We start from the raw sequence: 12,643 nt of genomic DNA on the forward strand, positions 1-12,643 counted from the left end.
CGACAGAGGCGCCGGGTACGGCCCGGGACGGTCCGTCCGTGCCGCTGGCGGTCCTGCCCGCCGGGCCGGGTCCGGACGCAGGGACGCAGGGACGCCGGGACGCCCCAAGGATGTCAGGCCTGCACGGTGGGCCGGACGACGATTTCGCTGATGTCCACGCCGTCGGGCTGTTCGATCGCGTAACCGATGGCGGAGGCTATGGCGGAGGGGGGCATGGCGATCTCGTCGCGCTGCCGGAGGGCGGCGGCCGCCGCCTCGGGGCTCCCGCCCCTGCCCACGCCCTCCGTGTTGGTGAACCCCGGCGAGACCAGGGTGACCCGCAGGTCGGGTCCCGACTCCTGCCGCAGCCCCTCGGTCAGCACCTTCACCGCCGTCTTGGTGGCCGCGTAGACGGCCTGAGGCGACTTCACGACGTAGGCCGCCGTGGAGGCGACGTTGACGAACTGGCCGGAGCGCTGCCGCCGGAAGACGGGCAGTGCGGCCCCGATGCCGTTCAGCAGGCCGGTGACGTGGGTGGCGACCATGGCGTCCCAGTCGTCCTGGCGCAGTTCGTCGAACGGCGAGACGGCCATGGTGCCGGCGTTGGAGACCAGCACGTCGAGTCGGCCGAAGTGGTCGAGCGCCGTGTTCGTCAGGAGCCTGAGGTCGTCGCGGCGCGTCACGTCGACGACGACCCCGACGGCCGTGCCGCCCTGCTCCGTGATCCGGTCCACCACCGCGTCGAGCCGGTCCGCCCGCCGGGCTCCGAGCACCAGGCGGGCGCCCCGTTCGGCGAGGTGGGTGGCCGTGGCCTCCCCGATGCCGCTGCTGGCGCCGGTGATCGCGACGACCTTGCCCTCGATGCCTGACACGATCGGGTTCCCTTCTCGGGGCAGGCGCAGTTCAGCGCCTTGGTCCGGAATGAAAGCGGGGGCTCCTCCACTTGACTCAGGCTAAGTGGAGGAGCCCCCGGTTGGCAATCGGAGGGTGCCGGAGAAACGCCGGACCGTCCGGGAAGCCGCGGCGAGGGAGGACGACGCCGACGGCCGACGGCGCAGCACGACCGCTTCGCGCCGACGCCCACCGCAACCGCGAGGAGAAGTGCGCGGCCGCCGTGCGCGCCCCTACTCCCCCTCCGTCTCCGCGGCCGGCAGACGGCCCGTGCGGATCGCCGTCAGCAGGGCGGCGTGGTCACGCTCGTTCTGGTCGGCGTAGGACTCCGCGAACCGGACCAGCGCCCGGTCGAAGACGTCGCTCTTGCCGAGGTAGGCGGCGATGGCGATCCGGTCCCCGGAACGCGCGTGGGCCCGGGCGAGCGTGGTGCCGCACAGCTCGCCGAACGCCCGCATCCCGCGCGGCACCATGTCCTCCGCCACCACGATGCCCTTCCAGTCGCGCAGCTGGCGCACGTAGAAGTCCCGGGTCCGGCCGTCGATGCCCTCGACCCGCTCCCAGCCGAGGAAGATGTCGCTGGTCGCCTGCATCAACCGCTGGCCCGACACCACCCGCTCGCCCTGGTTCCGGTACTCGCTCGCGCCGACGTGCGCGGCGAGCACGGACTCGTCGGCCTCCTTCGCCTGGAGGAACAGCGGGTCGTCGTCGTCCCGGCCGAGCAGCAGGAAGATCCAGCAGCGGGTGCCGACGCTGCCGACGCCGACGACCTTGCGGGCCACGTCCACCAACCGGTAGCCGGAGAGCAGGTGGCGGCGGTCCGAGGAGAGGGTGCGGCCGTAGCGCCCGACCAGTCCCAGGAAGAGCGACATCAGCGCGGACTGCTCCAGCGTCGGCAGGAAGTCACCGAGCGGGACCAGCAGCGGGGGGTCCGCGGCGATCCGCGCCTGACCGCCCACCACCTCGGTGAGCTTCCCGAAGGCCTGCAGGCTGTCCCGGGTGCGCGCCTTCGCCATCGCCTGGTCGAGGCCGCGCAGCCCGTGCCGGGAGACCCGCCCCTCCGCCAGCTCCCGCAGCCGGTCGGCGTCCATCCGGGTGTACCAGACGTCGAGGTTGTGCATGCCCGCGAAACGGCGCATCGCCTCCCGGTAGGAGCGGACCGTCGCCCCCACGATGGCCGCGCGCTCCGCGTCCTCGAAACCGTTCGCCCGCGCCGCGATCACCAGGCTGGACGCCAGCCGCTTCACGTCCCACTCCCAGGGGCCGGGCAGGGTCTCGTCGAAGTCGTTGATGTCGAAGACCAGCTGGCGCTCCGGTGATGCCAGGAGCCGGAAGTTCAGCATGTGGGCGTCGCCGCAGAGCTGTGCCCGGATCCCGGAGTCAGGGCTGTCCGCGAGATCGGACGCCATGATCGCCGCGGCGCCCCGGTAGAAGCGGAACGGGGACTCGGACATCCGCCCGTAGCGGATCGGGACCAGCTCCTGCACCCGCCGGGCCGACTGGGCCTCCAGGATCGCCAGCGGATCCCGGCGCTGCGGGCCGGGCCGGTACTCGGCGTGGGCGGAGCGGGGCGCCGTCCGGCGCGCCGCACGGCCGGACGCCGCACGCTCCGCGGGGGTGGCGTGCTCCGCCGACCGAGGCTGCTTCTGGCCCATCGACGACCTCCTGGTCAGTGCTGGCCGGCCGGGCCGACGGAGCCCCGACGGGCGGGAGGCCCGGGGGCGGGGTCGCCCACCTTCCTTCGATCATCGCCGCGGCGGGCCGATCCGGCCTGCCGGGGCTGCCGGGGCGCGGGGGCGCGGGGGCAGCCGCCGGGCCGGGCGCCCGGCACCGTGCCACCAAGCGTCCCCGGATCGTGCCGCCGGCCGCCGATGCCTTGACCCGGGCGGGTACGCTCGTCGGGTGAACTCCTACTGGCACGTCGTCCTGCCACCGCTCGGCGCCTGAGCGGGCGCACCCGCCGACGGCTCGACCCGCGAGCCCGGCCGACCTCCTGAGGCGGCGGCCCCTCCCGCGACGCCGGACGCCCCGCTGCGGCGTCCCGGGCCGGTACCGTGCGCCCGTTGCGAAGCCAGATCCCATCGACGGTCTCGACAACGGAAGTTCACACCTGTGTCCCACCACGTCCCCACCCGGGCACCCGCCTGCTCCGACGCCCCCGCACGCCCGAGCACCCACCCCGCCCCCGGCGGGACGCCCCCCTCCCGCGAGAGCGCCCGCCGCTCCCTCGGCGGACCGCCGGCGGTGGTCTTCGCCGCCCTGCTCTGGGGCACCACCGGGACGGTCGGCTCGCTGGCCCCGTCCGGTGTCCCGGCCGCCGCCGTCGGCGCGGCCGGGCTGGCCCTCGGCGGCCTGCTGCTGTTCCTCTCCGCACCCGGGGCCCGCACGCTGCCGAAGCGGTGCACCGGCACCGAACGTCGACTCCTCCTGCTGGGGGCACTGGCGGTGGCCGGCTACCCGGTGACGTTCTACCCGGCCGTCGCCCGCACGGGCGTCGCCGTGGCCACCGTGATCGCGCTCGGCAGCGCCCCCGTCCTGACCGGCCTGCTGGCCTGGCTCACCGGGCGGGCCCGGCCGACCACCCGCTGGATCTGCGCCACCGCGGCGGCCGTCGCCGGCTGCGCCGCGCTGGTCCCTGGACCGTCGGCGGGTGGCGGCGGTACGCCCGTGGACCTCGGGGGTGTCGTCCTGGCGGCCCTGGCCGGCCTCTCCTACGCCCTGTACTCGCTGGTCGGCGGCCGGCTGATCGCCCGCGGTCACCCGTCGGACGCGGTGATGGGCGTGCTGTTCGGCGGCGCGGCGCTGCTGGTCCTACCCGTGCTGCTGCCCGGCGACGCGCGCTGGGTCCTCTCACCGCGCGGCGCCGCGGTGGCCGGGTACCTGGCCGCGGTGACGACCTTCCTCGCCTACCGCCTCTTCGGGCACGGGCTGCGCCACACCACCGCCCAGACCGCCACCACGCTGACCCTGGCCGAACCGGCGGTCGCGGCCGTCCTCGGGGTGGCCGTGCTGGGCGAGCGCCTGCCGGTGGCGTCCTGGTGCGGACTGGCCGTGCTCGGCGCCGGGCTGGCCGTCCTCGCCCTGCCCGCCGGGACGCGCCGCCGTCGGCGCTGACGGGTCGGTCCACTCGTCCCGTCCCGTCCCGCCGCGGGCCGGGACGGAACGAATGAACCGACCGCACGTTCCCCGGGACCCACCGGTCAGTCGCTGTCCTCGTCGACGGCCGCGTCCACGGTGTGTCCCACCGCGCGGACCGACACCACCCGGACGGACCGCTTCGTCCACCAGTCCCCGACGGATGCCACCATGCCGATGAAGTACGGATGCTCCTTGTCGAACACGGCGGCTCCCAGCTGCGGGGGATCGCCGACCGGGTCGTCGACGTGCAGCTCCCACCAGGGCCCCCGCTTGCCCAGCACCGTCGCAGGCCGGACCTCTTCGACCACGCGCGGCGGGAGGAGGCGTCCGTCGTACTCCGGGCGCAGCCCTGCGATCCGGACCCGGTCACCGGCCTTGCAGCTCCACCAGGAGAGGACGTCCGCATGCGTCGGGGCCTGCAGCCGGTAGACGGCGATCGCCGGGTAGGCCGCTTCGCCGACGTGGCCTGGCGGAAGGTCGGGGTAGGAGGTGACCCGGGAGACGGCGAGCTCGAATCCCTGCCACTTGACCACATAGCCGTAGTCGGGAGCTGCACTCGCGGGGGCGGCGATGGCCTCGTCCCGAAGCAGGATGCCGTTGCAGGCCCACTCGGCGGCCCGGCCGCCCGGGTCACTGCGGTAGACCGCGACGATGTTGTCGAACAATCCGTCGCACTCGGGCTCGGTCACGGCCTCAGCCTCGCCCTCGGCGTCCGGTGCGCCGTGAGGCTCGTGGCCGGCACCCGGCGACGCCCGTAGCCAGAGCCGGCGGACTCGCGCGATCGTCGCTTCGTTGCTCTCCGGCGCTGGACCCGGGGCCATCGCCAACAGGGCCGCCACCAGCGACACGACACTCGGCCAGCGTGGATCGCCTGCTCCGAGCAACAGCCGGCGGATGCCCTCGTGGCTCACGGTGGCAGGCAGGCCGTCCTGGTCGCGGATCCTGGTACTGATCTGCTTGAGCGGTGGTTTCCCGCCTGTCCGTAGAGCGTGTGCAGCTCGCTGACGAATTCTCGCAGTGGCCCGCGGGGCAGGTCCTTCTCATCGGGAAGTGTGACGCCGGTCAATGGTTCCCCTTCGGCGTTGGCGCTTCAAGCTACATCAACTCCCGTCAACTTCACTGTGGTTCTCGAACGATGACGCGGGTGGACTTCAACTCCAGCCAAGGGAGATCAACTTCGGACTTCCCCGCCGGTAGGCCCCTGATCCTGGTGAATGTCCCCTTTCTCCGATCCGACCGTCCGGAGGGCCTGTTATGGCATTGAACCCGCGTACCCGCTCCACCCGTTCCGTGCCGGAGCGCAGCCACCTCGTCGACGGTGCCGTGCTGCTGCTCCTGCTGGTCGTCTCGGCGGGCGTCTACGCCATGGCCGGGGCGGCCGGGCTGTCGGCCGTCGCCGGTGCGAGCGGCGGCCTCTTCGCCGCGTGGCGGTCGCGGCGCAACTGACGTACGGGTGGACCTGCCTCCGGAGCCGAAGCCGGAGGCAGGAGTTAATTCGAGTGACGGTCGAACCGGGGCGCTGATAGCTTCCGGGTGTGGCAAAGCTGAACCAGATCATCGCCGTCGAAAAGGGCGTCAAGTCGAAGTCGTTCCAGGAGCTGACGCAGGCTCACCAGGACCTGCAGAAGCCCGCGCTGCTCGCCGGCATCTCCCGGACGTACCAGCCCAAGGACGAGGAGGGTGAGCAACTGCCGCCCGAGTCCACCCGGGTGCAGGTGAAGGCCGAGGACGTGCTGCGCTCCACCGCCGCGACGCTGACCCGGCTGTTCGACGTGACCGCGACCAAGGACTGGGCCAACACCGAGGCCCGGGCGGACGTGGTGGTCGACGGACGGACGCTGGTGACCGGCGCGCCGGTCACCTACCTGCTCTTCCTGGAGAAGCAGCTGACGGACCTGCGGACCTTCGTCCGGAAGCTGCCGGTGCTGGACGCCGCCGAGGCGTGGAACCACGACGCCTCCACCGACTCGTGGAAGACCGAGGCGGTGCGCACCATCCGCACCAAGAAGGTCCCGCGCAACCACGTGAAGGCCGAGGCGACGGAGAAGCACCCGGCGCAGGTCGAGGTGTACTACGAGGACGTCGCCATCGGGTACTGGACGACGGTGAAGTTCTCCGGAGCCCTCCCGGCCCGGCGGGTGAACGAGCTCCTGGAGCGGGTCGAGAAGCTCCAGCAGGCCGTCCAGTTCGCCCGCGAGGAGGCCAACGGTGCGGAGGTCACCGACCGCCGGATCGGCGACGCGGTGTTCGGCTACCTGTTCGGGTAGCCCCATGATCGCCCCCGGGTGAGACCGGGGGTGGCGCGAAGAGCGCAAGCTGATACTGAGGTTGAAGCTGACATCGGGGATCAGGTGGAGGTTCGAGTCCTCCCCCCGGCACCACGTGCCGGGGTGGCCCAACACGGCAGAGGCAGCCCCGTGAAACTCAGACTCTCGCTCAAGTCTCAGCATTCGCCGCCGAGCGCCGGATCGACCGGTCAGGGGCCGAGAACGTCGGATGCGGGTTCGATTCCCGCCTGCGCCTCTCCGCGGCGCGGTAGCTTCAACGGCAAAGCACGACGTTGTGAGATTGACCCCTGGCCTTAAACGTGCCGGTGCAGAGCAATTGGGTGGCACACCAGGGGCCCGGGAGCTGGATACCGCTCCCGGGCCCCGTCACGTCCGTGCCGGCCCCGAGCGTGGCCGGCGCCCGGCCGGAGCCGGCTCCGGTGGTGTGTGGTGTCAGGACTCCTTGACGACGACCGTCTTGGCGGCCTTGTCGTGCAGGGCCTGCTGGAGGGGCTTGTCCCACAGCGGCCAGAGGACGTTCAGCAGGGCGAACAGCGAGCCGATGCAGTAGACCGCGCCGGGCAGCGTGTACACGGCGGCGCGGGCCAGATAGCCGCTCTCGGTCGCCTTGCCACCGTGCCCGAGGTCGACGGCCCGCAGGCGCATGGCCTTCTTGCCGAGCGTCTGGCCGCCCTGGGTGATCAGCATCACGGCTTCGTAGCCGAAGGCGAGCAGCGCCGTGGCGACGGAGAGCAGGAAGGAGTTCTTGACGGCGAGGAAGAGCACGATGTTCGGGATCAGCAGCACGGCCACGTCGATCAGCCGGGCCAGCAGCCGCTCGCCGATCGGTGCGAGCTGTCGGCTGCCCGGTATTGGCGCGCTGCCGTAGGGGCCGGTCGGCGGCAGCCAGTGCGGCCACCCGCCCTGCGGCTGGCCGTACGGAGGCTGGCCGTACGGAGGGGGAGTGCCGTAGCCGTCCTGCGGCTGCTGTCCGTACGGCGGCTGCTGTCCGTAGGGGCTCTGGCCGTACGGGGGCTGCTGGCCGTGGCCGCCGGACTGGTCGTAGGGGTTCTGGCCGCTCGGGTAGCCGTACCCCGAGGGATCGTTGCTGCTCATGGTGTGCGCTGCTTCCGTGTTGCGGACGAGGTGTTGCCGCCCGTTCTACCGGGTGGCGCTTCCGGTGGCCGAGGCGGGGGTGGACCCTTCGTCGGCGGACGGCGGGCCGACGGCGCGTCGGGCGCCGCCCGGGTCGGCCTCCGGGAGCGGTGTCCGCCCGGCCGCGGAGGCTCCGACCCCCGACCGCACGGGCTGACGGAACACCACCAGGGCCTGGTCGGGCAGACCTTGCGCCGATGGAAGCGTACATCTACAGGACTGTAGAGTTAAGCCTCGGCAAAGGGCGGCCCGGCCGGTACCGGGTGCGCGTCCGTCGGCCCCGAGCCCGGAGGGGCGACTGTCCGCGCCGGAGGCCCGGGCGGCTGGATAGGGTACGAAGCGCCGGGTGCTCCGCGTGCACCCGCCCCCGCACCGTCGAAGGGACCTCGCCATGCCGGCCGCACCTGCCACCGGACCCACCGCCAGGCCGCCGCTCACCCGGTTCGGACTGGGCACCGCCGCGGTCGGCCGGCCCGGCTACATCACCCTCGGCCGCGACCTCGACCTGCCGGCCGAACGCACCGTCGAGGCGCTGCGCCGGCGCACCCACGACCTGCTCGACGCGGCCTACGCCGCCGGGGTCCGCTACTTCGACACCGCCCGGTCCTACGGCCGGGCGGAGGAGTTCCTCGGCGACTGGCTCGCCACCCGGCCCGAGGCCGCCGCAGAGGTGACCGCCGGCAGCAAGTGGGGCTACACCTACACCGCCGACTGGCGGGCCTCCGGCGTGCCGGTGCACGAGGTCAAGGAGCACACGGTGGAGGTGTTCGACCGCCAGATCAAGGAGACCCGTGCGCTGCTCGGCACACACCTGGACGTCTACCTGGTGCACTCCGTCACCCCGGACAGCCCCGCGCTGACCGATCCGGCCCTGCACGAGCGGCTGGCCGGCCTGGCCGCCGAGGGCGTCCGGGTCGGGCTCTCGACCAGCGGACCGGCGCAGGCCGACAGCGTTCGCGCGGCGCTGGAGGTCTCGGTGGCCGGCCGTCCGCTGTTCGCCGCGGTGCAGTCCACCTGGAACCTGCTGGAGCCGTCCGCCGGGCCGGCCCTCGCGGCGGCCGCCGAGGCGGGCTGGCTGGTGGTGGTGAAGGAGGGTATGGCCAACGGCCGTCTCGCCGACCGCAACGCGACCGGTCCTGACACCGCCGCGCTGCGCGCACTCGCCGCCCGGACCGGCGCGAGCTGCGACGCGCTCGCGCTGGCGGCGGTGGCCGCCCAGCCGTGGGCGGACCTCGTGCTCTCCGGCGCCGCCACCGCCGGGCAGCTCGCCTCCAACCTGGCCGCCGCCGACCTGGACCTCACTCCGGCCGACCTCACCGAACTGTCCGTGCTCACCGAGCCCGCCGAGGCCTACTGGCACACCCGCGCGTCCCTCCCCTGGGCCTGACGGCACGTGCGACCCCCGTAACGGGGGCGGCGCTGTGCCGGGGTGCCCGGGCCCGCCCGGACAACCCCGGCGGCCGTCAGCGCCCGCGCCCGCGCGGGGTGAGTCCGGTGAGGGCCCGGTCGAGGGTGTCCGCGAAGAAGTCGGCGGCCGGGCGGTCGATGCAGAGCGGCGGCTTGATCTTCAGCACGTTCAGGTGGTCACCGGTCGGCTGGACGACGACGCCGAGTTCGAGCATCCGGTCGCAGAGCTCCGCGGTCTCCTCGGGGGCCGGTTCGAGGGTGTCGCGGTCGCGGACGAGCTCCACCCCGAGGTAGAGGCCGGAGCCGTGCACCGCCCCGATGAGGGCGTGCCGGTCCGCGAGGGCGCGCAGCCGGTCCCGCAGGTGGCCGCCGACCCGGACGGCGTTGCCCTGGAGGTCCTCGTCGCGCAGGACGTCGAGGACGGTGAGCCCGGCGACGCTGGAGACCGGGCTCCCGCCGGTGGAGGAGAAGAAGTAGCCCTGGTCGCGGTAGCGCTCGGCGACGGCCTGGGAGGTGATCACGGCGCCGAGCGGGTGCCCGTTGCCCATCGCCTTGGCCACGGTGACGATGTCCGGGACGACGTCCTGCTGCTCGAAGCCCCAGAACCAGGTGCCCAGGCGGCCGTAGCCGACCTGGATCTCGTCCGCGATCGTGAGGCCGCCGTGGCGGCGCACCGCCGCGTAGACCTGCCGGAGGTACCCGTCCGGCAGCGCGACCGCCCCGGCGTTGCCGTAGAAGGACTCGGAGACGAAGGCGCCGGCGGGCCGGCCGGAGGCGGCGAGTTCGTCGACGACCCGGACGGCGTCGGCCGCGTAGCCGACCGCGTCCGCGCCGCGCAGCCGCCCCCGGTACGGGTTGGGCGAGTCCACCGTGTGCACCCAACTCGGTCGGCTGCTCAGCGCGTTGGGGTTGTCGGCGATCGAGGTGGAGACGGCGTCCGAGGCGTACGTCCAGCCGTGGTAGGCCTCGCGCAGGGCGACCACGTCGTGGTGGCCGGTCGCGCCGATGGCCAGGCGGAGGGCCAGATCGACCGCCTCGGAGCCCGAGTTGACCAGGAACACGGTGTCGAGCGGGGTGGGCAGCAGGGCGGCCAGGCGCTCGGTGAACTCCACCACCGAGGCGTAGTGGAAACGCGAGTTGGTGTTCAGCCGCCGCAACTGCCGGGCGACGGCCCGCTCCACGCGCGGGTGCGCGTGGCCGAGCGGCGTCACGTTGTTGACCATGTCGAGGTAGACCCGGCCGTCCGTGGACACCAGGTGGTGCCGCCAGCCGCGTTCGATCCGCGGCGGCTCGTCGTAGTAGTGCTCCTGCACGGTGGCGAACGCCGCGCCGCGCCGGTGGAGGAGCTCGGCGGGCGAGGTGGATGCGCCGGCGGCCGGCAGGCCGATCAGCCCGGCGGGGTCGGCGGTCAGCGCGAGCCACCCCGCCGCGTACTCGGGCCGGACCAGCGCCGGCACCTCGGGGCCGCGCCGGCGCCGCAGGGTGAGGCGGAGCCGGGTACGGGCCGGCAGCGATGCCAGCAGGTCGCCGGCGTTCAGCGGGGAGCCGGCGGGTGCGTCGGGGGCGGTCGGTGTCGCAGGGGCGGAGGGGCAATCGGGGGTGGCGGTGGTCCAGGACAGGTCGAGCAGGTGGAGGCCACAGGTGAGGACCACGCGGCCGGGCGAGGCCGCGACCAGTTCGCCGTCGCGGGGGGCACGCAGCTCGGCCGGCGCGCCGACCCAGAGGTCGACCCCGGTGGCCACGGTGGCGGGCGACTCGGCGGTCAGCGGGGTGGCGGCGGTCAGGCGGGACTGGCCGTAACGGGTGGCCACGGCGGCGCTGCCGCGTGCCAGCAGCGCGGCCGCGAGCCGGTCCTCGATGCCCGGCTCCAGCCAGGCGCCGTGGTCCATCGCGTCGGCCTCGGTCGACAGGTCGAGCAGCACGATCCGGGCGGGGGCCAGGCCCGCGACGACAGGCCGGCCCACCGGCAACGAGGGCGCCGGCCGGACGGGGAGGCCGAGGGCGTCGACGATCAGGGCCGACATCACCGCGGACGGGACTGCGACGGCCTGCTCGAAGATCCGCCACTCGCCCTCCAGAGCCGTGACGGCGTAGGCGTTGTCGCCGTCGACGGCCGCCTGCTGCCGCCCGCTGACGACGAGCGCGGCGGCCCGGAGCACGACCAGCGGCCACAGGGCCGCCGCCTCGTCGGCGGAGAGCGGACGGAGGGCGTGGAAGGCGCGCACCGCGGGCAGGACGTGGTGCGGCTCCGCACCGGGGTGGCGCAGCACGGAGGAGAGGCAGACGGCGAGCTCCGCCACTGCCCAGCTGGTGGTGAGGTCGCCGAAGTCGATGATCCCGTCGGGGAGGCCGAGCGGGCTCTCCGGGGAGCGGACCAGGTTGTCGTCGGTGAGGTCGAGGTGGACCGCCTGGCGGGGCAGGCCGTCGGCCACCACGCCGAGCTCCGCCCAGGCCGCGGCCGCGGCGGCCTCGACGGCGGTGCGCCGCTGCGGCTCGGCGACGTGGTGCACCAGGTCGGCGACCACGCGCTCCGCGTGCTGCGGGTCCCACTGCAGGACGCGGTCCAGGCCGGGGTGGCGGAAGTCGCGCAGTGCGGCGCTGACCCGGCCGGCGATGGCGCCCATGGCCGCCACCGTGCGGGGAGGGAGGTGATGCGGCCCCGAGAGGGCGCCGCCGGGCAGGTACCTCAGCAGCCGAGCGGTGACCGGCCCGTCCGTGGTGGGGACGGTCGCGCTGCGGCGGTCTCCGGCTCGGTCGCGCAGCACGGTCGCCACGCGCAGCTCCGGGTGGGCGCCGGCGATGAGGTCGGCTGCGGTGTCCTGGGCCTCGATCTCGGTGGGGCCGAACGCCGGGTTGGCGATCTTGAGCACGGCCACGGGAGCGCCGGCGTCGTGGTGGAGGAGGAAGTTGGTGTCCTGCTGGCTGCCGAGGGGGTCCGCGCGGACGGTGAGGCCGAAGGACTCGGCGGCGATGCGGTCGGCGTCGTCCGCGGTGATCCGCGGGGCGGGGAGTGCCTTGCGGGCGAAGAAGTCGACGCCGGCGGGGCGGGGGTGGGGGTGCTCGTGGGACATGCTGAGGGTCCTTGTCCGGGGCGGGCACGGCGGGTCGGCGTGCGGTGGGGTGGCACGCCGAGACGGGGCGGGGGCGGTGCGAGGGCGGGCGGGGCGAGGGCGGGCGGCGGCGGAGCCGTCAGCCGACGTCCCAGAGGAAGCGGTGCGTGTGGATCCCGAAGTAGGGGAAGTTCTCGACGGCCGTCACGCCTTCGACGGGACGCACCACGTCGTTGATGAAGTCCAGCAGCTCGGCCGGGCCGGGGCAGACGACCTCGGTGAACAGGTCGAAGGCGCCCGAGGTCAGCACGGCGTAGACGACCTCCCCGTGGCGCGAGAGCGCATCGGCCACCGCACGGGGATCGCCGTCGACGCGGACGCCGAGCAGGGCCATCGCCTGGCCCCCCATCGCCATCGGGTCGGTGACCCCGACGACCTGGACCACTTTGGCGTCGATCAGCCGCTGGAGCCGCTGCCGGGCCGCCGAGGGCGACAGCCCGACCTTCGGTCCCAGGTCGGCGTACGGGATGCGGCCGTCGGTCTGGAGCTCGCGCAGGATCGCCCGGTCGATCTCGTCCACGCCGCTCACCGCCCCGCAGGCCGGTCGGAGCTGCGGGCGGACGCTGCCACGGCGGCGGGCGCCGGCGGCGGGAGGTATCGGTCCATGGCGAGTCCTTTGACGCGGTCCGGTTCGGCCTGGCTCGACTCTACGATCGATTCGAGCGTGATGGCAATGCACGGCGCTCGAATCGATTG

Annotated in this window: 10 protein-coding genes; 4 read left to right on the forward strand and 6 right to left on the reverse strand. The window is 73.9% G+C overall.

The genetic code is table 11. The annotated features are described in order from the left end of the window. Nucleotides 1–113 precede the first annotated feature (113 nt). Both ACF9IK_RS35090 and ACF9IK_RS35095 read right to left on the reverse strand, forming a co-directional pair. Nucleotides 114–851, reverse strand: a complete 738-nt coding sequence (locus ACF9IK_RS35090) for an SDR family oxidoreductase (RefSeq protein ID WP_395298097.1) — start codon at nt 849–851, stop codon at nt 114–116. A gap of 252 nt (nt 852–1,103) precedes the next feature. After that, nucleotides 1,104–2,525, reverse strand: coding sequence for a DUF2252 domain-containing protein (locus ACF9IK_RS35095; RefSeq protein ID WP_395298098.1), 1,422 nt, complete (start codon nt 2,523–2,525; stop codon nt 1,104–1,106). A gap of 457 nt (nt 2,526–2,982) precedes the next feature. Between ACF9IK_RS35095 and ACF9IK_RS35100 the strand changes: the two genes are divergently transcribed. Next, entirely contained in the window at nt 2,983–3,984 is a 1,002-nt protein-coding gene (locus ACF9IK_RS35100) for a DMT family transporter (RefSeq protein ID WP_395298099.1), read from the forward strand. Between the two features lie 86 nt (nt 3,985–4,070). Here the strand turns inward: ACF9IK_RS35100 and ACF9IK_RS35105 are convergent, their stop codons facing one another. Continuing rightward, the gene (locus ACF9IK_RS35105) at nt 4,071–4,697 is read right to left on the reverse strand and encodes a hypothetical protein (RefSeq protein ID WP_395298100.1); all 627 of its coding nucleotides are present in this window, start codon (nt 4,695–4,697) and stop codon (nt 4,071–4,073) included. A gap of 565 nt (nt 4,698–5,262) precedes the next feature. Here ACF9IK_RS35105 and ACF9IK_RS35110 point away from each other — a divergent pair. Both ACF9IK_RS35110 and ACF9IK_RS35115 read left to right on the forward strand, forming a co-directional pair. Then, the gene (locus ACF9IK_RS35110; RefSeq protein WP_395298101.1) at nt 5,263–5,454 is read left to right on the forward strand and encodes a hypothetical protein; all 192 of its coding nucleotides are present in this window, start codon (nt 5,263–5,265) and stop codon (nt 5,452–5,454) included. Between the two features lie 89 nt (nt 5,455–5,543). Then, nucleotides 5,544–6,275, forward strand: a complete 732-nt coding sequence (locus tag ACF9IK_RS35115) for a hypothetical protein (RefSeq protein WP_395298102.1) — start codon at nt 5,544–5,546, stop codon at nt 6,273–6,275. A gap of 453 nt (nt 6,276–6,728) precedes the next feature. On the opposite strand, the gene ACF9IK_RS35120 is transcribed toward ACF9IK_RS35115, so the two are convergent. Then, nucleotides 6,729–7,391: an RDD family protein gene (locus ACF9IK_RS35120; RefSeq protein WP_395298103.1), complete on the reverse strand. Its 663-nt coding sequence runs from the start codon at nt 7,389–7,391 to the stop codon at nt 6,729–6,731. Nucleotides 7,392–7,821: 430 nt separating this feature from the next. Between ACF9IK_RS35120 and ACF9IK_RS35125 the strand changes: the two genes are divergently transcribed. Then, nucleotides 7,822–8,817: an aldo/keto reductase gene (locus ACF9IK_RS35125; RefSeq protein WP_395298104.1), complete on the forward strand. Its 996-nt coding sequence runs from the start codon at nt 7,822–7,824 to the stop codon at nt 8,815–8,817. Nucleotides 8,818–8,893: 76 nt separating this feature from the next. Here the strand turns inward: ACF9IK_RS35125 and ACF9IK_RS35130 are convergent, their stop codons facing one another. Continuing rightward, the gene (locus ACF9IK_RS35130) at nt 8,894–11,908 is read right to left on the reverse strand and encodes an aminotransferase (RefSeq protein WP_395298105.1); all 3,015 of its coding nucleotides are present in this window, start codon (nt 11,906–11,908) and stop codon (nt 8,894–8,896) included. Nucleotides 11,909–12,026: 118 nt separating this feature from the next. Continuing rightward, nucleotides 12,027–12,467, reverse strand: a complete 441-nt coding sequence (locus ACF9IK_RS35135) for an Lrp/AsnC family transcriptional regulator (RefSeq protein ID WP_395298106.1) — start codon at nt 12,465–12,467, stop codon at nt 12,027–12,029. Between the last annotated feature and the right edge of the window lie 176 nt (nt 12,468–12,643).

Source organism: Kitasatospora hibisci (genome assembly GCF_043950205.1).
Classification (GTDB): Bacteria; Actinomycetota; Actinomycetes; order Streptomycetales; family Streptomycetaceae; genus Kitasatospora; species Kitasatospora hibisci.

Excerpts from the sequence above, each read along its gene's own strand:
- ACF9IK_RS35110 (WP_395298101.1), top strand. The coding sequence starts at position 5,263 with ATGGCATTGAACCCGCGTACCCGCTCCACCCGTTCCGTGCCGGAGCGC.
- ACF9IK_RS35120 (WP_395298103.1), bottom strand. The coding sequence starts at position 7,391 with ATGAGCAGCAACGATCCCTCGGGGTACGGCTACCCGAGCGGCCAGAAC.
- ACF9IK_RS35130 (WP_395298105.1), bottom strand. The coding sequence starts at position 11,908 with ATGTCCCACGAGCACCCCCACCCCCGCCCCGCCGGCGTCGACTTCTTC.
- ACF9IK_RS35125 (WP_395298104.1), top strand. The coding sequence starts at position 7,822 with ATGCCGGCCGCACCTGCCACCGGACCCACCGCCAGGCCGCCGCTCACC.
- ACF9IK_RS35095 (WP_395298098.1), bottom strand. The coding sequence starts at position 2,525 with ATGGGCCAGAAGCAGCCTCGGTCGGCGGAGCACGCCACCCCCGCGGAG.